The organism is Streptomyces sp. NPDC047706 (assembly GCF_043204795.1).
In the GTDB taxonomy this organism is placed as follows: Bacteria; Actinomycetota; Actinomycetes; order Streptomycetales; family Streptomycetaceae; genus Streptomyces.
The window spans coordinates 26,565-47,534 of the sequence record NZ_JBIDCW010000010.1; the positions used below are offsets into that span (position 1 = coordinate 26,565).

Annotated in this window: 19 protein-coding genes; 11 read left to right on the forward strand and 8 right to left on the reverse strand. The window is 71.8% G+C overall.

Going from position 1 to position 20,970, the window contains the following annotated elements; all coding sequences use genetic code 11:
• Nucleotides 1-22: 22 nt before the first annotated feature.
• Nucleotides 23-1,231, reverse strand: coding sequence for a bifunctional adenosylcobinamide kinase/adenosylcobinamide-phosphate guanylyltransferase (locus ACGF8A_RS14135; RefSeq protein WP_393107724.1), 1,209 nt, complete (start codon nt 1,229-1,231; stop codon nt 23-25).
• Nucleotides 1,232-1,545: 314 nt separating this feature from the next.
• Between ACGF8A_RS14135 and ACGF8A_RS14140 the strand changes: the two genes are divergently transcribed.
• On the forward strand, nt 1,546-1,758 hold the full coding sequence (locus tag ACGF8A_RS14140; RefSeq protein WP_393107726.1) for a hypothetical protein: 213 nt from the start codon (nt 1,546-1,548) through the stop codon (nt 1,756-1,758).
• 41 nt (nt 1,759-1,799) lie between these two features.
• Here the strand turns inward: ACGF8A_RS14140 and ACGF8A_RS14145 are convergent, their stop codons facing one another.
• The 3 genes from ACGF8A_RS14145 to ACGF8A_RS14155 form a co-directional block, all read right to left on the reverse strand.
• Nucleotides 1,800-2,861, reverse strand: coding sequence for a S1C family serine protease (locus ACGF8A_RS14145; protein WP_393107728.1), 1,062 nt, complete (start codon nt 2,859-2,861; stop codon nt 1,800-1,802).
• A 57-nt stretch (nt 2,862-2,918) separates the two neighbouring features.
• Nucleotides 2,919-3,614 (reverse strand): class I SAM-dependent methyltransferase, encoded by a 696-nt coding sequence (locus ACGF8A_RS14150; protein ID WP_393107730.1) that lies wholly within the window; start codon nt 3,612-3,614, stop codon nt 2,919-2,921.
• 83 nt (nt 3,615-3,697) lie between these two features.
• Nucleotides 3,698-4,327 (reverse strand): DUF3043 domain-containing protein, encoded by a 630-nt coding sequence (locus ACGF8A_RS14155; RefSeq protein WP_393107732.1) that lies wholly within the window; start codon nt 4,325-4,327, stop codon nt 3,698-3,700.
• A gap of 269 nt (nt 4,328-4,596) precedes the next feature.
• Between ACGF8A_RS14155 and ACGF8A_RS14160 the strand changes: the two genes are divergently transcribed.
• The 5 genes from ACGF8A_RS14160 to ACGF8A_RS14180 all read left to right on the forward strand — a co-directional run bounded on the left by ACGF8A_RS14160 (nt 4,597) and on the right by ACGF8A_RS14180 (nt 10,980).
• Nucleotides 4,597-5,421 (forward strand): PspA/IM30 family protein, encoded by an 825-nt coding sequence (locus tag ACGF8A_RS14160; RefSeq protein ID WP_393107734.1) that lies wholly within the window; start codon nt 4,597-4,599, stop codon nt 5,419-5,421.
• Nucleotides 5,422-5,440: 19 nt separating this feature from the next.
• Nucleotides 5,441-5,722: a hypothetical protein gene (locus tag ACGF8A_RS14165; RefSeq protein WP_393107736.1), complete on the forward strand. Its 282-nt coding sequence runs from the start codon at nt 5,441-5,443 to the stop codon at nt 5,720-5,722.
• A 79-nt stretch (nt 5,723-5,801) separates the two neighbouring features.
• The gene (locus ACGF8A_RS14170; protein ID WP_393107738.1) at nt 5,802-7,022 is read left to right on the forward strand and encodes a sensor histidine kinase; all 1,221 of its coding nucleotides are present in this window, start codon (nt 5,802-5,804) and stop codon (nt 7,020-7,022) included.
• The gene (locus tag ACGF8A_RS14175) at nt 7,019-7,705 is read left to right on the forward strand and encodes a response regulator (protein ID WP_393107740.1); all 687 of its coding nucleotides are present in this window, start codon (nt 7,019-7,021) and stop codon (nt 7,703-7,705) included. The genes ACGF8A_RS14170 and ACGF8A_RS14175 overlap by 4 nt, the downstream gene beginning before the upstream one ends.
• Before the next feature lie 155 nt (nt 7,706-7,860).
• Entirely contained in the window at nt 7,861-10,980 is a 3,120-nt protein-coding gene (locus tag ACGF8A_RS14180) for an efflux RND transporter permease subunit (protein WP_393107742.1), read from the forward strand.
• Nucleotides 10,981-11,053: 73 nt separating this feature from the next.
• On the opposite strand, the gene nadA is transcribed toward ACGF8A_RS14180, so the two are convergent.
• Nucleotides 11,054-12,238 (reverse strand): quinolinate synthase NadA, encoded by a 1,185-nt coding sequence (nadA, locus tag ACGF8A_RS14185; RefSeq protein WP_393107744.1) that lies wholly within the window; start codon nt 12,236-12,238, stop codon nt 11,054-11,056.
• A 341-nt stretch (nt 12,239-12,579) separates the two neighbouring features.
• Here nadA and ACGF8A_RS14190 point away from each other — a divergent pair, with 341 nt between their 5' ends.
• Nucleotides 12,580-12,936 (forward strand): iron-sulfur cluster assembly accessory protein, encoded by a 357-nt coding sequence (locus ACGF8A_RS14190; RefSeq protein ID WP_006135694.1) that lies wholly within the window; start codon nt 12,580-12,582, stop codon nt 12,934-12,936.
• Nucleotides 12,937-13,007: 71 nt separating this feature from the next.
• Here the strand turns inward: ACGF8A_RS14190 and ACGF8A_RS14195 are convergent, their stop codons facing one another.
• Together ACGF8A_RS14195 and ACGF8A_RS14200 are read right to left on the reverse strand one after the other, a co-directional pair.
• Nucleotides 13,008-14,627 carry a hypothetical protein gene (locus ACGF8A_RS14195; RefSeq protein ID WP_393107747.1) on the reverse strand — a complete coding sequence of 540 codons (1,620 nt, stop codon included), beginning with the start codon at nt 14,625-14,627 and terminating at the stop codon, nt 13,008-13,010.
• A gap of 114 nt (nt 14,628-14,741) precedes the next feature.
• Nucleotides 14,742-14,951: a hypothetical protein gene (locus ACGF8A_RS14200; RefSeq protein WP_393107749.1), complete on the reverse strand. Its 210-nt coding sequence runs from the start codon at nt 14,949-14,951 to the stop codon at nt 14,742-14,744.
• A gap of 186 nt (nt 14,952-15,137) precedes the next feature.
• On the opposite strand from ACGF8A_RS14200, the gene ACGF8A_RS14205 reads away from it, so the two are divergent.
• A complete protein-coding gene (locus tag ACGF8A_RS14205) occupies nt 15,138-16,112 on the forward strand; it encodes a carbohydrate kinase family protein (protein ID WP_393107751.1) in 975 nt (324 codons plus the stop codon).
• On the opposite strand, the gene ACGF8A_RS14210 is transcribed toward ACGF8A_RS14205, so the two are convergent.
• Complete coding sequence (locus ACGF8A_RS14210) at nt 16,113-17,489, reverse strand: cysteine desulfurase/sulfurtransferase TusA family protein (RefSeq protein WP_393107753.1); 1,377 nt, start codon at nt 17,487-17,489, stop codon at nt 16,113-16,115.
• A 304-nt stretch (nt 17,490-17,793) separates the two neighbouring features.
• On the opposite strand from ACGF8A_RS14210, the gene coxB reads away from it, so the two are divergent.
• Genes coxB through ACGF8A_RS14225 form a run of 3 tightly spaced genes read left to right on the forward strand, consistent with a single transcriptional unit; the run spans nt 17,794 to nt 20,911 of the window.
• The gene (gene coxB, locus ACGF8A_RS14215; protein ID WP_393107755.1) at nt 17,794-18,786 is read left to right on the forward strand and encodes a cytochrome c oxidase subunit II; all 993 of its coding nucleotides are present in this window, start codon (nt 17,794-17,796) and stop codon (nt 18,784-18,786) included.
• Complete coding sequence (gene ctaD / locus ACGF8A_RS14220; protein WP_393107757.1) at nt 18,783-20,516, forward strand: cytochrome c oxidase subunit I; 1,734 nt, start codon at nt 18,783-18,785, stop codon at nt 20,514-20,516. Before coxB ends, ctaD begins: the two co-directional genes overlap by 4 nt.
• On the forward strand, nt 20,513-20,911 hold the full coding sequence (locus tag ACGF8A_RS14225) for a cytochrome c oxidase subunit 4 (protein WP_393107759.1): 399 nt from the start codon (nt 20,513-20,515) through the stop codon (nt 20,909-20,911). Before ctaD ends, ACGF8A_RS14225 begins: the two co-directional genes overlap by 4 nt.
• The last annotated feature ends 59 nt before the right edge of the window (nt 20,912-20,970 follow it).

Below are 20,970 nucleotides of genomic sequence, written 5' to 3' on the forward strand. Positions count from 1 at the left end.
CGGCCGGCCCGGAAGACTCCCCTCACCCCCGCAGCACCAGCGCCTGTCCCGCCACCAGCAGCAGCACCTGCTCGCACTCGGCCGCGAACGCGGCGTTCAGGCGCCCGAGTTCGTCCCGGTAGCGCCGCCCGGACGCCGTGGCGGGGACGATGCCCGAGCCCACCTCGTTGGACACGGCGACCATCATCCGGCGTGTGCCGCGCACCGCGTCCGTCAGCGTGCGCACCCGCTCGCGCAGCGCCTTCTCGCCGCCGTCGGCCCACTCCGCGTCGTCCCACGCGCCCACGGCGTCCATCGCGTCCGTCAGCCACAGCGACAGGCAGTCGATCAGCAGCGGCGGCCCGTCCTGCCCGAGCAGCGGCACCAGGTCACAGGTCTCCACCGTCCGCCACGACCCCGGGCGCCGCTCCCGGTGCGCGGCCACCCGCTGCGCCCACTCGCCGTCCCCGCCCCGGGTGCCGCCCGTCGCGACGTACAGCACGTCGGGGAACGCCTCCAGCCGGCGTTCCGCCTCCACCGACTTGCCCGAGCGCGCCCCACCCAGCACAAGCGTCCGGCGCGGCACGTCCGGCACGTTCTCGTACGCCCCGACCGCCAGAGTCGCCCCGTCCGGCACCGCCCGCGTGCCCGCCGCCGCGAGCCGCCGCCGCAACTCGGGGCCGGGCGGCACGTCGTGATCCAGGTGCACGGCGACGACGTCCGTCGTGGGCCCTGCCGCGCCCACCGCCCGCAGCCGGGCCAGCGCGTCCGGCCGCCCCACGACGTCCACGAGCACCATGTCGTACGGCTCCGCCGAGGGTGTCCCCTCCTCCAGTCCCGCCGGCGCGCACCCCGGCGGCAGATACAGCAGCCGCTTGCCGTCCGGCCCGGTCACGGCGTACCCCGTCCCCGGCGAGTCCATCGCCAGCGCCCGCACCCGATGCCCCGTCAGCAACGCCAACTCCCGCCCGTCCGGCACCCGCCCCGGCTGCGGCAGCCCGGCCGGCACCTCCACCGGCGGCCCGTCGTGCGGATGGGACAGCAGCACCTGCCGCACCCCGGCCAGCGACCGCCCCGCCCGTGCCGCCGCGAAGGCCGCGCCGGGCGTCAGGTCGAGCAGCAGCGCCCCGTCCACGAGCACGGCCGTGGCCGCGCGCGCGTCGCGACCGAGCGCGGCCGCGCAGGCCGCGCAGGGGCAGTCGGGGCGGGGCAGGCCCGCGGGGGCGCCGGTGCCGAGCAGAGTGAGTTCCACGATCCGATTTTCTCCGGTCGCCGCCCGTGGTGCGCGTCCGGGACGCCCCGGCCGTCGCGGCGACCGCTCCTGCGGCGTGGCCGGGACGCCATGGGGGCGGGCCACTGCCGGTCCCGTGCGCCCGGGACGTCCTGCGGGCGCGGCACCGTGGCCGCGCGTGCCGCGGCCACACCGCGCGCGGTTGTCACCGCCACGGTGCCGCCGCTCACCCGCGGTCTGATGACGGCTCACCCGCCCGAGCGCATAGGCTCTGGGCGGGTGCCGGGTCCTGCTCCGGCGCCGGCTCTGCAGGCCCTGACAGCTGGGAGGCGTACATGGCGGCATGGACGTGGCGGTTCGAGAAGGCCGACGGGACGGAGGTCCAGCCGGCGGTGCAGCCCGACGAGTTCACCACGCAGGGCGACGCCGAGTCCTGGGTGGGGGAGCACTGGAAGGACCTGCTCGAAGGAGGCGCCGACCAGGTGCGGCTGTACGAGGACACCACCGAGATCTACGGGCCGATGAGCCTGCACGCGGAACAGGCCTGACGGGCCGGGGCGGCCCGCGCGGCCGCCCCTGCCACCGCCTGCTACTGCTCGCCCAGCGTCACGTCGACGGTCCGCTGCCCGCCGTCCCGGGTGAAGGTCACCGTCGTCCGCTCGCCCGGCCGCAGCACGGCCAGCGCCTCGGCGAGCGAGGTGATGCTCGTGACGTCCGTGTCACCCAACTCGGTGATGACGTCCCCGGGCCGGATGCCGGCCTCGGCCGCCGCCTCGCCGGCCCGCACCTCGACGACGGCCACCCCGGCCGACCGGTAGTCGTCGTCGACGACGGTGCGGCCCGTGATGCCGAGCGCCGCCCGGCCCGAGTCGGTGACCCGCCCGTCGCGGACGATCTGATCGGCGATCGCCCGCACCGTCGAGGCCGGGATCGCGAACCCGATGCCGGGCGCCGCGCCCTCCCCGAGGCTCGGGTCGGTCGCGGCGAGCGACGGGATGCCGACGACCTGCCCGTCGAGGTTCACCAGGGCGCCCCCGCTGTTGCCGGGGTTGATGGCCGCCGAGGTCTGCACCATGTTGGCGATCGTCGCGCCCGAAACGCCGCCCTCGGCGGGCCCCGTGACGGTCCGTCCGGTCGCCGACACGATCCCCTGGGTCACGCTGGACGACAGCCCCAGCGGCGAGCCCATGGCCAGCACGATCTGCCCGACCTCGACCTTCGCCGAATCCGCGAACGCCGCCGGCCGCAGCCCCCGCGGCGGCCGGTCCAGCTTCACCACGGCCAGGTCCTGCTCGGGATAGGAGGAGACGAGCCGCGCCGCGAGCTCGTCCTCGCTGTTGGCGGTGGTCACCCGGAACGTCCGCTGCTCACCGACGACGTGCGCGTTGGTGACGACGTGCCCCTTGTCGTCGTACACCACCCCGGAGCCCAGCTCGCTGCGGCCCTGGATCTGCACGACCGACGGCAGGACGTCCTTGATCACCTTCTGGTAGTCGCTCTGCAGGTCGTTCGGCGTCCTCGGCGCGACGGCCCGCGCGGTCGTGCTCTGCGCCGGCGGCGCCGCTCCGCCCGCGGTGCAGCCGGTGACGACGAGGAGGCAGCACGACAGGCCCGCGGCACGGCGCGACGCCCGGACGGGGTGAGCTTCCATGTCCCGAGTCTGGCGTCCCGGCCGCGGCCGGGGCCCACGCTGTACGCCCGAACGGGGTCAGCCGCGCACCCCGCACAGATGCAGCAGCGCCGCGACCCCGCGGTACGGGTCCGTCCGCCCGGCCCGTTCCTCCACCGCCAGCAGCGTCTCGACGTCGGCCGGTGCCCCGTCCGCCGCGGTGTCGGTGAAGACCCGCACCCCGTACCAGGCGTGCAGCGGTGCCCCGATGCCGGCGAGCGTGGCCGTCAGCGTGCCCAGCCGGTCCGCCCGGACGTCAAGGCCCAGCCGGTTGCGGTACGCCGTGGTGTCGAAGGCGGCGAGCGCCGTGCCCCAGTCGCCGGACAGCCCCGGCCGGACGGCCAGCGCGTCCCCGTTGCGCACCAGCAGCGACAGCAGCCCGCCCGGCGCGAGCATCCGCGCCAGCCCGGCCAGCAGCGGGTCCGGGTCGTCGACGTACATGAGCACGCCATGACAGAGCACGAGGTCGAAGCTGCCGGGCAGGAAGTGGACGCCGGTGTCCCGGCCGTCCCCCTCGATGAGCCGCACCCGCTCCCGGATCCCCTCCGGCTCCTCACCCAGCGCCGAGCGCGCCGTGGCGAGCATGGTGGCGTCCTTCTCTATGCCGGTCACCTGGTGCCCGGCACGGGCCAGCCGCAGCGCCTGCGTCCCCCGGCCCATCCCCACGTCGAGCACGCGCAGCCGCTGTCCGACCGGGAACCGCCCGGCTATCTGCTCGTCGAGCTGCCGGGCCACCAGCTCCTGCCGTACGGCATCACGCAGCCCACCGGGCCCGCTGTGCCGGGCGTTGTCCGCACCCCCAGGGAAAGCCGTCGCGCTCAGGGCCGCTCTCCGCGCTTGACCTGCGGCTTGGGCAGCCGGAGTCGGCGCATCTGGAGGGAGCGCATCAGCGCGTAGGCGACCGCGCCGCGCTTGTTCTCGTCGGGGAAGCGCTCGGCGAGCCGCTGCTTCAGCCGGTACCCGGTGACGATCGAGTCCAGGACGATCAGCACGATGACCACCAGCCACAGCAGCAGCGCGATGCTCTGCAGCGCCGGCACCCGCACCATGCTCAGCACGAGGATGACCACGGCCATCGGCAGGAAGTACTCCGCGATGTTGAACCGCGAGTCGACGAAATCGCGGGCGAACCGGCGCACCGGACCCTTGTCACGCGCCGGCAGGTACCGCTCGTCGCCGCCGGCCAGCGCCTTGCGCTGCCGCTCCATGGCGGCACGGCGCTCCTCGCGCTGCCGCCTGGCGGCCTCCTTGCGCGTCGTCGGCGTGTTGGCGACGCTGCGGCGCTGGGACTGCGCGGCACTGCGCTTGGGCGTCGGCCGGCCCTTCGGGGCCTGCGGGTCACGGGTCTGCTGGGAGTCGGTCACCTGGGCCTGGTCGGCGACGGCGGCCTTCTCGTCTTTGGCGCGGCTACGGAACACAAAACCCAAGGGTACGGGGTCGAGGGGCATGGACCCCGGCCCCGCGGGGAACGATCCGGCAACACCAGTCGTCTGTAAGGGGACAGACGGGACGATGCGCACACTCCCGGGCCCCCCGGATCTCCCGGGGCATACCCGGGAACCACCTACTCCCTACGCCGGAGCGGGAGCGCACTCACTCGTCCTTGGGGATGAGCGCATCCGTCCCCGAACAGTGCGGTAATGGATGCAGGGCCCGTACTGTGGGTTCTGTCGCAGAGCTGGAGCCGGAGTCCGTCAGAAGGGGGCGCGCGAAGCCCATGAGCGGTGTCATGAAGCGTATGGGGATGATCTTCCGCGCGAAGGCGACCAAGGCCCTTGACCGGGCCGAGGACCCGCGCGAGACCCTCGACTACTCGTACCAGAAGCAGCTGGAGCTGCTCCAGAAGGTCCGCCGCGGCGTCGCGGACGTGGCCACCTCGCGCAAGCGCCTGGAACTCCAGCTGAACCAGCTGCAGAACCAGTCGACCAAGCTGGAGGACCAGGGCCGCAAGGCGCTCGCGCTGGGCCGTGAGGACCTGGCCCGCGAGGCGCTCTCCCGCCGGGCCGCCCTCCAGCAGCAGGTCACGGATCTGGAGACCCAGCACGCGACGCTCCAGGGCGAGGAGGAGAAGCTCACCCTGGCCGCCCAGCGGCTCCAGGCCAAGGTCGACGCCTTCCGCACCAAGAAGGAGACGATCAAGGCGACGTACACCGCGGCCCAGGCCCAGACCCGCATCGGGGAGGCCTTCACCGGCATCTCCGAGGAGATGGGCGACGTCGGCCTGGCCATCCAGCGTGCCGAGGACAAGACGGCCCAGCTCCAGGCCCGGGCCGGCGCGATCGACGAACTGCTGGCCTCCGGCGCGCTCGACGACCCCACAGGCATGGCGAAGGACGACATCCAGGCCGAGCTGGACCGCCTCTCCGGTGGTACGGATGTGGAGCTGGAACTGCAGCGCATGAAGGCGGAGCTGGCCGGGGGTACCTCCCAGGCCATCGGCACTGAAGGAGGCTCCGGTGGCCAGCAGGCCATCGAGGGCGGCAAGGACCAGGCCGGCGCACAGCAGCAGCCGCAGGACACCCCGCGCTTCGACAAGCAGTAGTCACTCACCGGAGGGCGACATGATCGTACGGATCATGGGGGAGGGCCAGGTGAGGCTGGCCGACAACCACCTCACCGAGCTGAACAAGCTGGACGACGAACTCCTGGCGGAGATGGAGAACGGGGACGGCCCCGGCTTCCGCCGTACCCTCCAGGCCCTGCTCACCACGGTCCGTGAACTGGGCGAGCCCCTCCCGGACGACTCCCTCGAACCCTCGGAACTGATCCTCCCCTCCTCCGACGCGACCCTGGAGGAGGTCCGCGACATGCTCACCGACGACGGCCTCATCCCCGGGGGCTGACGAACAGCGCGGGCCGGCCGGCGGCAGCACGGTCGGCCCCCGTTCCCAGCCCCGCGGGGTACCCGTACCGTTGACAGCCGTGAGCACCCTCGAAAGCGCCCGGCGTCGTCTGAAGGCGCATCCCGCGGCGCTGGACGCGGCGCTCGCCGCCGGCGTCCTGACCTGCATGGTGGCCGGCTCCTTCGTGGACCCGCGCGACAAGCACGGCGTCGACTGGGTGCTGCGCACCCCGGAGACACTCAGCCTCGTCCTGATGGTGCTCGCCGCCGGCGCCCTGGTGTTCCGCCGCCGGGCGCCGCTGCGGATCCTCGGCCTGACCGGCACCTTCTCCGTCGTCGAGTTCGTCACCGGTGACCCCAGGGCCCCGGTCGCCATGGCCGCCGTGGTCGCCCTCTACACCGTCGCCGCCACCACCGACCGCTCGACCACCTGGCGCGTCGGCCTGCTCACCATGACCGTGCTGACCGGTGCCGCCATGCTGGCGGGCCCGCTGCCCTGGTACGCCCAGGAGAACCTGGCCGTCTTCGCCTGGACCGGTATGGCCGCGGCCGGCGGCGACGCGGTCCGCAGCCGCCGGGACTTCGTGCAGGCCATCCGCGAGCGCGCCGAGAAGGCCGAGCGCACCCGCGAGGAGGAGGCGCGCCGCCGGGTCGCCGAGGAACGGCTGCGCATCGCCCGCGATCTGCACGACGTGGTCGCCCACCACATCGCGCTGGTCAACGTGCAGGCCGGAGTCGCCGCGCACGTCATGGACAAGCGGCCCGACCGGGCCAAGGAGGCCCTCGCGCACGTCCGCGAGGCCAGCCGCTCCGCGCTCAACGAGCTGCGCGCCACCGTCGGCCTGCTGCGCCAGTCCGACGACCCCGAGGCCCCGACCGAGCCCGCCCCCGGCCTGGACCGCCTCGACGAACTCGTCGGCACCTTCCGCAGCGCCGGCCTGCACGTCGAGGTCGCCCGCACCGACAGCGGCACCAGCCTCCCCGCCGCCGTCGACCTGGCCGCGTACCGGGTCATCCAGGAAGCACTCACCAACGTCCAGAAGCACGCGGGTACGGCGGCCAGGGCCGAGGTCAGCGTCGTCCGCGTGGGCCCCAGCATCGAGATCACGGTCCTCGACAACGGCTCCGGCGAGGACGACGGCCCGGTCCCGGGCGGCGGCCACGGACTGCTCGGCATGCGTGAACGCGTCACCGCCCTGCGCGGCACCCTCACCACCGGTCCCCGCTACGGCGGCGGCTTCCGCGTGCATGCGATCCTGCCGGTCAAGTCCCGCACCGCCTCAGCGAAGGACCCCGTATGACGATCCGTGTCCTGCTCGCCGACGACCAGGCGCTGCTGCGCAGCGCCTTCCGGGTGCTCGTCGACTCCGAGCCCGACATGGAGGTGGTCGGCGAGGCCTCCGACGGGGCGGAGGCGGTGCTGCTGGCGAGGGAGCGGCGGGCCGACGTCGTCCTGATGGACATCCGGATGCCGGGCACCGACGGGCTCGCCGCCACCCGGATGATCAGCTCCGATCCCGGCCTCGCCCACGTCCGGATCGTCATCCTGACCACCTTCGAGGTCGACGACTACGTGGTGCAGTCGCTGCGCGCGGGCGCCTCCGGCTTCCTCGGCAAGGGATCCGAGCCGGAGGAGCTGCTCACCGCGATCCGCGTCGCGGCCGGCGGTGAGGCGCTGCTCTCCCCGGCCGCCACCAAGGGCCTGATCGCCCGTTTCCTCGCCCAGGGCGGCGACGGCCACGACCCCGAGCGCGAACTCGCCCGCGCCGAGCGCCTCGACGCGCTGACCGGGCGCGAGCGCGAGGTGCTGGTACAGGTCGCGGGCGGCCACTCCAACGACGAGATCGCCGAGCGCCTGGAGGTCAGCCCGCTGACGGTGAAGACCCACGTCAACCGGGCCATGGCCAAGCTGGGCGCCCGCGACCGGGCGCAGCTGGTGGTGATCGCGTACGAGTCGGGGCTGGTACGTCCGAGGGTGGACTGACCTCGCCCCGCCGTACTGCGGCCGGAGTAGGTGCCGCATAAGGAAATGGACCCAGGGGCGACGGATCGCCGGGGAGCGATGGCCCAGGGTGTAGGGACGGGCGCTCACCTGTGCCCGCCGCTCCTGCTCAGGCCACGGAAGAGAGACGCTGACCCATGTCCTGGCTGTCCAGATTCAGCCTCGCGCAACGGGCCCTGATAGGGCTGATGTCCGTCGTCGCGCTCGCCTTCGGTGCGATCGCGATCCCACAGCTCAAGCAGCAACTGCTGCCCACCATCGAACTGCCCATGGTGTCGGTGCTCGCGCCGTACCAGGGCGCGTCCCCGGACGTGGTCGAGAAGCAGGTCGTCGAGCCCATCGAGGACAACCTCGAAGCCGTCGACGGCATCACAGGCGTCACCTCCACTGCGAGCGAGGGCAACGCCGTGATCATGGCGTCCTTCGACTACGGCAACAACACCGAACAGCTCGTCGCCGACGTCCAGCAGGCCGTCAACCGGGCCCGCGTCCTGCTCCCGGACGACGTCGACCCGCAGGTCATCGCCGGCTCGACGGACGACATCCCGACCGTCGTCCTCGCCGTCACCTCCGGCGAGGACCAGCAGGCGCTGGCCGACCGGCTGGACCGGACCGTCGTCCCGGCCCTGGAGGACATCGACGGCGTCGGTCAGGTCACCGTCGACGGTGTGCGCGACCTCCAGGTCGCCGTCACCCCGGACGACCGCAAGCTGGCCCGGGCCGGCCTCACCGTCCAGAGCCTCGTCCAGGCCATCCGGGCGGGCGGCGCCACCGTCCCGGCCGGCTCCTTCGACGAGGACGGCGGCAACCGCACCGTGCAGGTCGGCGGCGCCCTCACCTCGCTGCGCCAGATCGAGAACCTGATGATCACCGGCGAGGGCGTCGACAAGCCCGTGCGTCTCGGCGCGGTCGCGGAGGTGACCGAGAAGCAGGCCAAGGCCGACTCCCTCACCCGCACCAACGGCAGGCCCAGCCTCGCCGTCTCCGTCACGATGGACCGCGACGGCAGCGCCGTCGCCATCTCCGACGCGGTCGAGGACAAGCTGCCCCAGATGCGCGCGGACCTCGGCTCCGGCGCCACCGTCACGGTCGTCAGCGACCAGGGCCCGGCGGTGTCCAAGTCCATCTCGGGCCTGACCACGGAGGGCGGGCTCGGCCTGCTCTTCGCGGTCCTGGTGATCCTCGTCTTCCTGGCGTCGATCCGCTCCACCCTGGTCACCGCGGTCAGCATCCCGCTCTCCGTCGTGCTGGCCCTGATCGTGCTGTGGACGCGGGACCTGTCCCTGAACATGCTCACGCTGGGCGCCCTGACCATCGCCATCGGCCGGGTCGTCGACGACTCGATCGTGGTCCTGGAGAACATCAAGCGGCATCTCGGCTACGGCGAGGAGCGCCAGTCGGCGATCCTGAACGCCGTCCGTGAGGTCGCCGGCGCGGTGACGTCCTCGACCCTCACCACGGTCGCGGTGTTCCTGCCGATCGGCCTGGTCGGCGGCATGGTGGGAGAGCTGTTCGGCTCGTTCTCGCTGACCGTCACCGCCGCCCTGCTGGCCTCGCTGCTGGTCTCGCTGACGGTCGTACCGGTCCTGTCGTACTGGTTCCTGCGCGCTCCCAAGGGCACCCCCGAGGACGCCGAGGAGGCGCGCCGCCAGGCGGAGGAGAAGGAGGCGAAGAGCAGGCTCCAGCGGTTCTACGTCCCCGTCCTGCGCTTCGCCACCCGGCGCCGCCTGACCAGCGTGGCCATCGCGGTCGTGGTGCTGATCGGCACCTTCGGCATGGCGCCGCTGCTGAAGACCAACTTCTTCGACCCGGGCGAGCAGGCGGTCCTCAGCGTCAAGCAGGAGCTGGAGCCCGGCACCAGCCTGGCCGCGACCGACGCCCAGGCGAAGAAGGTCGAGCAGCTGCTCGCCGGCACCGAGGGTGTCAAGGACTACCAGGTCACCGTCGGCTCCTCCGGCTTCATGGCCGCCTTCGGCGGCGGCACCGACACCAACCAGGCCTCGTACTCGGTGATGCTTCAGGACTCGGCGTCCTCCAAGGACGTCCAGGAGCGCATCGACGCCGGCCTGAAGAAGCTCGACGGCATCGGCACGACCACCGTCTCCGTCGGTGACGGCTTCGGCAGCCAGGACCTCAGCGTGGTCGTGAAGGCGGCCGACGCGGACGTGCTGCGCGAGGCCTCCGAGGAGGTCCGCAAGACGGTGGCGGGTCTGGACGACGTCACGGACGTCACCAGCGACCTGGCGCAGAGCGTGCCGCGCATCTCCGTGACGGCCAGGCCCTCGGCGGCGGCCGCGGGGTTCGACGACCAGACGCTGGGCGCGGCCGTGGCCCAGGCGGTGCGAGGCACCACGGCGGGCACGGCGACGCTGGACGACACCGAGCGGGACATCGTCATCACGTCCGAGAAGCCCGCCGACACCCTCGCCGAGCTGCGCGGGCTGCCGCTGGGCCCGGTGCGGCTGGGTGACATCGCGACCGTGAAGGAGGTGGACGGGCCGGTCTCCATGACCCGGATCGACGGTCAGCGCGCGGCGACCGTCACCGCCAGGCCCACCGGCGACAACACGGGCGCGATCAGCACCGAGCTGCAGAGGAAGCTCGACAAGCTGGACCTCCCGGAGGGCGCCACCGTCCAGATCGGCGGCGTCTCCGAGGACCAGGAAGAGGCCCAGGCGAACCTGATCCTGGCGATGCTGGCGGCCATCGCGATCGTCTTCATGCTGCTGGTCGCGACCTTCCGGTCGCTGGTCCAGCCGCTGATCCTGCTGGTCTCCATCCCGTTCGCCGCGACGGGCGCGATCGGCCTGCTGCTCGCGACCGACACCCCGATGGGCGTCCCCGCGATGATCGGCATGCTGATGCTGATCGGCATCGTGGTGACCAACGCCATCGTGCTGATCGACCTCATCAACCAGTACCGCAGGCAGGGTTACGGCGTCGTCGAGGCCGTGGTCGAGGGTGGCCGTCACCGGCTCCGCCCGATCCTGATGACCGCCCTGGCGACCATCTTCGCCCTGCTCCCGATGGCGCTGGGCATCACCGGCGAGGGCGGCTTCATAGCCCAGCCGCTGGCGGTGGTCGTGATCGGCGGTCTGATCACCTCGACCCTGCTGACCCTGCTGCTGGTCCCGACGCTCTACGCGATGCTGGAGCTGCGCAAGGAGCGCCGGGCGAGGAAGCGGGCGGCCAGGCGGCAGGCGAAGTCGCAGAGCCCGGTGGAGCCGAAGCCGGATCCGGAGCCGGCGCGGGTCTGACCGGATGACGAAGGGGGCCGCACCTGTCAGCTGTCAGGTGCGGCCCCCGTTCACGTCGGTGCGGCGCCGGAGGCTACGGCAGCGCCAGCATCCGCTCCAGCGCGAGCTTCGCGAACGCCTCGGTCTCCTTGTCGACCTCGATCCGGTTGACCAGGTTGCCCTCGGCCAGCGACTCCAGCGCCCACACCAGGTGCGGGAGGTCGATGCGGTTCATGGTCGAGCAGAAGCAGACCGTCTTGTCGAGGAAGACGATCTCCTTGCCCTCCGGCGCGAAACGGTTCGCCAGCCGGCGGACCAGGTTCAGCTCCGTGCCGATCGCCCACTTCGAGCCGGCCGGCGCGGCCTCCAGGGCCTTGATGATGTACTCGGTCGAGCCGACGTGGTCCGCGGCGGCCACCACCTCGTGCTTGCACTCGGGGTGCACCAGCACGTTCACGCCGGGGATGCGCTCGCGCACGTCGTTGACCGAGTCGAGGCTGAAACGGCCGTGCACCGAGCAGTGGCCGCGCCACAGGATCATCTTCGCGGCCCGCAGCTCGCCGGCGGTCAGGCCGCCGTTCGGCTTGTGCGGGTTGTAGACGACGCAGTCGTCCAGCGACATGCCCATGTCCCGCACCGCCGTGTTCCGGCCGAGGTGCTGGTCGGGCAGGAAGAGCACCTTCTCGCCCTGCTCGAACGCCCAGTCCAGGGCCCGCTTGGCGTTGGACGAGGTGCAGATGGTGCCGCCGTGCTTGCCGGTGAAGGCCTTGATGTCGGCGGAGGAGTTCATGTACGAAACGGGCACGACCTGCTCGGCCACCCCGGCCTCGGTCAGCACGTCCCAGCACTCGGCCACCTGCTCGGCCGTCGCCATGTCGGCCATCGAGCACCCGGCGGCCAGGTCCGGCAGCACGACCTTCTGGTCGTCGCCGGTCAGGATGTCCGCGGACTCGGCCATGAAGTGCACGCCGCAGAAGACGATGTACTCGGCCTCGGGGCGCGCGGCGGCGTCCCTGGCCAGCTTGAAGGAGTCGCCCGTGACGTCCGCGAACTGGATGACCTCGTCGCGCTGGTAGTGGTGGCCGAGCACGAAGACCTTGTCGCCCAGCTTCTCCTTGGCCGCGCGGGCGCGCGCCACCAGGTCCGGGTCGGACGGCGAGGGCAGGTCGCCGGGACACTCGACGCCGCGCTCGCTCCTCGGGTCGGCCTCACGGCCGAGCAGCAGCAGGGCGAGGGGCGTCGGCTGTACGTCGAGCTCCTGGGTCTGGGCGGTGGTCACGACACGCACCCTTTCTGTTCTGCGGCTCGTCGACCGGGGAAGCCGGACCGACGGGACATACGGGACATCTTTTCGACTTTTCGTCGGAATGACGCTATCTATCATAACCTCTTCATGTCAGTTTGACGATGGCCATAGCGTCGATGTGACGTGAATCCTGACACCTCCCTGTCGAATGCCGTTGCCCCACCGTCCACGGGCTGCTGTGCGTCCACGGGGGCATGTGCGAGCATGAGGAGGACGCCACGGAGAAAGACACGGGCCCGCCCCGGAATGAATCGGCGTCCCCGCCGGTTGCAACCGTCTGCAAGCAGTCTCCGTACAACCCGGGAGAGATGTAGATGTCCGTATCGGACGAGACCACCACCGTCACCGACGGCATCATCCTGACCGACGCCGCCGCGTCCAAGGTCAAGGCGCTGCTCGACCAGGAAGGCCGCGACGACCTCGCGCTGCGCGTCGCCGTCCAGCCCGGCGGCTGCTCCGGCCTGCGCTACCAGCTGTTCTTCGACGAGCGCTCGCTCGACGGAGACGTGGAGAAGGACTTCGGCGGGGTCAAGGTCGTCACCGACCGGATGAGCGCTCCGTACCTGGGCGGCGCCACCATCGACTTCGTGGACACCATCGAGAAGCAGGGCTTCACGATCGACAACCCGAACGCGACGGGTTCCTGCGCCTGCGGCGACTCCTTCAGCTGAGCGGCCGCGTCCCACGGCAGAAGTGAAGGCGGCGGCCCCCTGCGAGGGGGCCGCCGCCTTCATGCGCCGGGTCAGCGGGGCAGCCGCGCCCCCGGCTTCTCCAGCGGCACGGCCTTGCCGTCCGAGCCGACCACCTTCCGGTCGCCGAGCGGCTCCTCCAGCTGCACGGTCCGGTGGTGGACCTTGGCGATCAGAATGCAGACCTTGTCCTTCCAGGGCCTCTCCGTCACCGTCACGGTCACCTTCCCGGGCCCCTCGACCGCCTTCGCCTCGTAGTCGGCGCACACCCCGCCCGTGAAGCTCACGGTCAGCTCCCGGCCCTCGGCGGTGTAGCCCTCCACCCGGACGTCACGGGCCCTCGGCGCGTCCCCCGGCCCGGACGGCCGCGGACTGGGCCGACCCTGCGGCGGCGCCGAGCCCAGGTACTCCGGGTCGATCGCCGGATACGTCACCGTGAAGCTGTCCCGCGCCCCCGGCGCCCGCACCTCGAACAGCCAGGACGGCACCAGTGCCGGCCGCGCGCCCACGGAGTGCGAGGCCAGCCCGAACACCGCGTCCTCCACGGCGATCCGCTCCCGCCGCGGAGCACCGGGCACCTCCTCGCAGGGCGCCGCCGGCCGCTCACCCTCCAGCGGTACGGGACTGGCGCAGCCGCCGACCACGCCCCGCGGGGCGGGTCCCTGCGCGGCGTTCATCAGCTCCAGGGTCCGCTCCGCGCTCAGCACCGGGTACGTCGCCCCCTCCCGCGGCGCCGTCAACTGGCCGCTCGCGGCCACCACGTCGCCCTGGGCGCCGACCGTGACGCCCGTCGGCCATCCGTACGTCGGCAGCCCGCCGACCACCGGATCGGCGTTCACCACCCGCTGGGCACCCATGACCTGACCGGCGTCCACCTTCGCGGAGTCCTGGCCGGCCGCCTTCAGGATCGGCGCGGCCGCCTCCCGCGCAGCCGCCTCGCTCACCGGGACGGCGGAGGCGGAGGAGGGGTTCTTGGCGCACGTCGTGGTGCCCCGGCAGTCGTCCGTGCCGGGAGCGTGGCGGTGGAAGGTCCAGGTGCCGGGCGCCTGCCGGTTCACCTGAAGGGCCGGGCCCTGGCCGTCGCGGCCCCCGATCCGCCAGGCCTCTCCCTCGGCGACCGGCGTCCCGTCGAGGCCGAGCGCTCCGGCGAGCCTCGCCACGTCCTCCTTGCCGACCTCGCCCTTCGGCCAGTGCACGGCAGCCGTACCGGGGCCTTCGGGTAGGCTCCCGGCGGCCTGGTAGACGACGCCGTCGGGATCGGGTTCGCCGGGGGCGATGCCCGGGGCGGCGGAGGAGTAGCCGTCGAGGGCGAGCGGCGGGGGAGTGCCGTCACCCGCGGGGGCGCCGGAGCCCGCGCCGCCGCCGGAGCCGCCGCCGGCCGACGCGGCGAGGTGGGCGCCGCCGCCTCCGGCCAGCAGTACGGCGGCGGCGACGGAGGCGACGACGGCCGGGAAGCGGCGCCTGGCGGGCCGGTGGGCGTCGTGATCCCCGCCGGCGTGCTCCTCCTGCAGGGCGGGGACCTGTGTGTCCTGCGGGGCCGGCGCGTCCGGGGCCTGCGTGCCCTGCGAAGGCTCCGGGGAGGTTCCGCCGTCCTGCGTGTCCTCGTTCGGCTCGGCGGCGCCGGTCCCGCCCGCGACGTCGTCGTCGCCGTTGTCGGGTCGCTCGGTGTTCACCGCATCGCTCCTTCGGCTGCACAGCTCACGCTGAGAGGTCGTATCGCGTATCCCCTTCACGGGGGACAGCGATGGGACGCAGCGGGGGAGCGCGCGGTTCCCGGAGAGGGGCGCTCAGTCGCCGTAGTCGGACATCGCGTCCAGCAGCCGGGCCGACTTCGGCGGCACGGTCACGCCGTGGATCAGCGACGGCGGGACCGGGCGGGCGACGTGCCGGTCGGGCGCCGACCAGTGCGGCACCATCCGGGCGCAGTCGCCGCGCAGCGAGGCCAGGTCACCCTCCAGGTCGACGGGGGTGGGAGCCGGGGCGTCGAGTTTCGTCATAGCGGCACCGTAGGCACGTCGAGGCAGGCGAAGAAAGATCTACTATCGGGTAGTTTTCGCCGCTTCGAAGCCGCGCGTCCCCCTTCCGGACCGTACTTCGCGCCCATCCGGCCATCCGCTTCAACGGCGCCACCGCAACCGGGTAGCGTGAATCGTCAACCCCCTCCACCCGGGAGATTCCACGCCGTGCGCATCGCAGTCACCGGCTCCATCGCCACCGACCACCTCATGACCTTCCCCGGCCGTTTCGCCGACCAGTTCGTCGCGGACCAGCTGCACACGGTCTCGCTGTCGTTCCTGGTCGACAAGCTCGATGTCCGCCGGGGTGGCGTGGGCGCCAACATCGCCTTCGGCATGGGCCAGCTCGGCACCCGGCCGATCCTGGTCGGCGCCGCGGGCGCCGACTTCGACGACTACCGTGCCTGGCTGGACCGGCACGGCGTCGACACCACCTCCGTGCGCATCTCCGAGACCCTGCACACGGCCCGCTTCGTGTGCACCACGGACGCCGACCACAACCAGATCGGCTCGTTCTACACCGGCGCCATGAGCGAGGCCCGCCTGATCGAGCTGAAGACCGTCGCCGACCGGGTCGGCGGTCTCGACCTCGTGCTGATCGGCGCCGACGACCCCGAGGCGATGCTCCGGCACACCGAGGAGTGCCGCTCCCGGGACATCCCCTTCGCCGCCGACTTCTCCCAGCAGATCGCCCGCATGAACGGCGAGGAGATCCGGATCCTGCTGGACGGGGCGGCGTACCTCTTCTCCAACGAGTACGAGAAGGGCCTCATCGAGTCGAAGACCGGCTGGAGCGACGAGGAGATCCTCGGCAAGGTCGGCCACCGCGTCACCACCCTCGGCGCCCGGGGCGTCCGCGTCGAGCGGGCCGGCGAGGACCCGATCGAGGTCGGCTGCCCGGAGGAGGAGCGCAAGCTCGAGCCCACCGGCGTCGGCGACGCCTTCCGCGCCGGATTCCTCTCCGGCCTGGTCTGGGGCGTCGGCCTGGAGCGCGCCGCGCAGGTCGGCTGCATGCTGGCCACGCTCGTCATCGAGACGGTCGGCACCCAGGAGTACGCCCTGCGCCGCGCCCACTTCATGGACCGCTTCACCAAGGCGTACGGCCATGACGCGGCCGACGAGGTCCGCGCGCACCTGAGCTGACTACACCTGCCGGCGGACCACATAGGCCGTTGCACGGTCCGCCGGCTCCTCGCCCAGGTACTCCTGGCCCCGCATCGCGCACCACGCGGGGATGTCCAGCCGGGCAGCCTCGTCGTCCGCGAGGACCCGGACCGTGCCGCCCACCGGCACGTCCCCGATGACCTTGGCCAGCTCGATCACCGGGATGGGGCACAGCTTGCCCACCGCGTCCACGACGAGCGCGTCGTCCTCCACGACCGTGCTGGGCGCAGGCGCCCCGAGCTTCTCCCGGACCGCCGCGACCGCCCCCGGCAGCACCTGGAGGAACCGGTCGACGTCGGCCTCCGGCGCCCCGAGGGGCAGCGACACCCGCACGTTCCCCTCGCTCAGCACCCCCATCGCCTTGAGCACATGGCTCGGCGTCAGCGTGCTGCTCGTGCAGGACGACCCGGACGAGACGGAGAAACCGGCGCGGTCCAACTCGTGCAGCAGGGTCTCCCCGTCGACATAGAGACACGAGAAGGTGACGATCCCCGGCAGCCGCCGCTCCGGGTCGCCCACCACCTCGACGTCCCCCAGCAGTTCCGGAACCCGCGTCCGGATCCGCTCCGTCAGCTCCCGCAGCCGTACGGCCTCCTGGGCCGCCTCGGTCCGCACGGCCCGCAGCGAGGCCGCCGCCGCGACGACCGCCGGGATGTTCTCGAACCCGGCGGCCCGCCCCGACTCCCGTTCGTCCGCGGGCCCTTGGGGCGCGAACCGCACCCCCTTGCGCACCGCCAGCAGCCCCACCCCCGACGGCCCGCCCCACTTGTGGGCACTGGCCGTCAGCAGCGACCAGTCGCCCGCGACCGGTCCCCACGCCAGTGACTGCGCCGCGTCCACCAGCAGCGGCACCCCGGCCTCCCGGCACACCGACGCCACCTCGGCCACCGGCTGCACGCTCCCCACCTCGTGGTTGGCGGACTGCAGACACGCCAGCGCGGTGTCGGGCCGCAGCGCCTCGGCGTACCCCCGGGCACGCACCGCGCCCTGCCGGTCCACCGCCACGTGCGTGGCCGTACCGCCCTCCCGCTCGTGCACCTCCGCCGCATGGAGCACCGAGGAGTGTTCGACCGCTGACACGATCAGGTGACGCCCGGCGCGCCGACGTCCGGCCAGGGCACCCGCGATCCCCGTGTGCACGGCGCGCGTTCCGGAGGAGGTGAACACGAGCTCGTCCGGTCGGCACCCCACCGCCTCCGCGGCGGCCTCCCGGGCGGCGTCCAGCAGCATCCGCGCCCGCCGCCCCTCCCGGTACAGCCGCGCGGGGTCGGCCCACCCCTCGTCGAGGGCGGCCAGCAGCGCCTGCCGTGCGACGGGGTGGAGCGGAGCTGAGGAGGCGGCGTCGAAGTAGGACATACGTCAACGCTAAGCGCCCTGAAGGGGCGCGGGGAACCGGCGACGGCCCCCACTCGCCCAAGAACCCGCTGGTCCGGGTCGTCACGCGCCGCGAACCCACCGTCAGAACCAGCCCAGAGCCGGGCAACCGACCCCTTCGGCTGACCCGGCGGCGCGTTCGGGCACCCTCCCCGCGAACCCCCGGAGGGCGTCGGCTAGGGTTTGGTCCGCATAAACATCCAAACCCCTGCCCGACGCAGGGCGGCGACCGACCAGCGAGAAGGCCGCAGCCGCCGCGCGGGCGAGACTCTCGGGAAGGCGCTACGTGAGTCCCAACGGCTCCGACCTCCCCCGCAGCCCGGAAGGCGCGGGTGGTACCCCCACGCCGCGGCGCCCGATGCGGCGGAAGCTGCTGCAGGCACTGACCGCGGGCCTGGTCCTGGCGACCGCCACCGGTTGCACATGGGAGGACTTCCCCCGCCTCGGTATGCCCACCCCCACCACGGAAGAGGCGCCGATCGTCCTCTCCCTGTGGCAGGGCTCCTGGGCTGCCGCGCTCGCCGTCGGCGTGCTGGTGTGGGGCCTCATCCTGTGGAGTGCGATCTTCCACCGGCGCAGCCGCACCAAGGTGGAGATTCCTCCGCAGACCCGGTACAACGTTCCGATCGAGGCGCTGTACACGGTGGTCCCGATCATCATCGTCTCGGTCCTCTTCTACTTCACGGCGCGCGACGAGACAAAGCTCCTCGACATGTCGAAGAAGCCCGACGTCACGGTCAACGTGGTCGGCTTCCAGTGGAGCTGGTGCTTCAACTACGTCGAGGACGTCGAAGGTTCCACGGGCAACGCCAGGACGGCACCCGCGCTGGACGCCATTCCGAAGCGGTACAAGGACGAGTTCCCGGCGGACGCCGGCGGGGTCTACGCCTGCGGTACGCCGGGTGAGCGGAACCCGCAGACGGGTAACCCGGGCCCCACCCTCTGGCTTCCGGAGGGCAAGACGGTCCGTTTCGTGCTCACGTCGCGTGACGTCATCCACTCCTTCTGGGTGGTGCCGTTCCTGATGAAGCAGGACGTCATCCCCGGCCACACCAACGCCTTCCAGGTGACCCCCAACAGGCAGGGCACCTTCCTGGGCAAGTGCGCCGAGCTGTGCGGCGTCGACCACTCCCGGATGCTGTTCAACGTGAAGGTCGTCTCTCCGGAGCGCTACGAGCAGCACCTCAAGGACCTCGCCAAGAAGGGGCAGACCGGTTACGTTCCCGCGGGCATCGAGCAGACGCCTCACGAGAAGAACCGGGAGACGAACCAACTGTGAGCATCCTCAACGAACCCGCGGGTGCCGCCGAGGCCGGCTCGTACGAGAACGAGCTGCCGGTGCGGCGCAAGCAGCCCGGCAACGCCGTGGTGAAGTGGCTGACGACCACCGACCACAAGACGATCGGCACGCTGTACCTGGTCACGTCGTTCGCGTTCTTCTGCATCGGCGGTGTGATGGCGCTCCTCATGCGCGCCGAGCTCGCCCGCCCGGGTACGCAGATCATGTCGAACGAGCAGTTCAACCAGGCGTTCACGATGCACGGCACGATCATGCTGCTGATGTTCGCGACGCCGCTGTTCGCCGGCTTCGCGAACTGGATCATGCCGCTGCAGATCGGCGCCCCGGACGTGGCGTTCCCGCGGCTGAACATGTTCGCCTACTGGCTCTACCTGTTCGGCTCGCTGATCGCGGTGGGCGGCTTCCTCACCCCCAACGGCGCGGCGAGCTTCGGCTGGTTCGCCTACTCCCCGCTGTCGGACGCGGTCCGCTCGCCCGGCATCGGCTCCGACATGTGGATCATGGGCCTGGCCTTGTCCGGCTTCGGCACCATCCTCGGCTCGGTCAACTTCATCACCACGATCATCTGCATGCGCGCCCCCGGCATGACGATGTTCCGCATGCCGATCTTCACCTGGAACGTGCTGCTGACCGGTGTCCTGGTCCTGCTCGCCTTCCCGGTCCTGGCGGCGGCCCTGTTCGCGCTGGAGGCGGACCGCAAGTTCGGCGCGCACATCTTCGACGCGTCCAACGGCGGAGCACTGCTGTGGCAGCACCTCTTCTGGTTCTTCGGGCACCCGGAGGTGTACATCATCGCGCTGCCGTTCTTCGGCATCATCAGTGAGGTCATCCCGGTCTTCTCCCGCAAGCCGATGTTCGGCTACTCGGGTCTGATCGCGGCGACCATCGCGATCGCGGGTCTGTCCGTGACGGTGTGGGCCCACCACATGTACGTCACCGGCGGTGTGCTGCTGCCGTTCTTCGCCTTCATGACGTTCCTCATCGCGGTGCCGACCGGTGTGAAGTTCTTCAACTGGCTCGGCACGATGTGGAAGGGCTCGCTGTCCTTCGAGACACCGATGCTCTGGGCGACCGGCTTCCTGATCACCTTCACCTTCGGTGGTCTGACCGGCGTCATCCTGGCCTCGCCGCCGTTGGACTTCCACGTCTCCGACTCGTACTTCGTGGTGGCGCACTTCCACTACGTCGTCTTCGGCACGGTCGTCTTCGCGATGTTCTCCGGCTTCCACTTCTGGTGGCCGAAGTGGACCGGCAAGATGCTCGACGAGCGGCTGGGCAAGATCACCTTCTGGACGCTGTTCATCGGCTTCCACGGCACCTTCCTGGTCCAGCACTGGCTGGGCGCCGAGGGCATGCCGCGCCGGTACGCCGACTACCTGGCGGCCGACGGCTTCACCGGCCTGAACATGGTCTCGACGATCAGCTCCTTCGTGCTGGGCCTGTCGATGCTCCCGTTCCTCTACAACGTGTGGAAGACGGCGAAGTACGGCAAGCCGGTCGGCGTCGACGACCCCTGGGGCTACGGCCGCTCCCTGGAGTGGGCGACGTCCTGCCCGCCGCCGCGGCACAACTTCCTCACCCTGCCGCGGATCCGCAGCGAATCCCCGGCGTTCGACCTGCACCACCCCGACATCGCCGCGCTCGAGGAGCTCGGTCACGGCGGGCACGGTGCCAGCGCCCTGGCGGGTAGCAAGGAGGCCGGCAAGTGAAGATCCAGGGCAAGATGTTCATCTGGCTGAGCGTCTTCATCCTCGCCATGGCGATCGTCTATGGCTTGTGGTCGAAGGAGCCGGCCGGTACCACCGCCCTCTTCCTGGCCTTCGGCCTGGCCATCATGATCGGCTTCTACCTGGGCTTCACCGCCAAGCGGGTCGACACCGGCGCCCAGGACAACAAGGAGGCCGACGTCGCGGACGACGCGGGTGAGCTGGGCTTCTTCAGCCCGCACAGCTGGCAGCCGCTGTCCCTCGGCATCGGTGGCGCACTCGCCTTCCTGGGTGTCGCGGTCGGCTGGTGGCTGCTGTACTTCTCCGTCCCGCTGATCCTGATCGGCCTCTGGGGCTGGGTCTTCGAGTACTACCGCGGTGAGAACCGCACCCAGTAGACGACGCCCGGCGCTCCAGGAGCCCGGACTCTCCGCCAAGGAGGGTCCGGGCTCCTTCG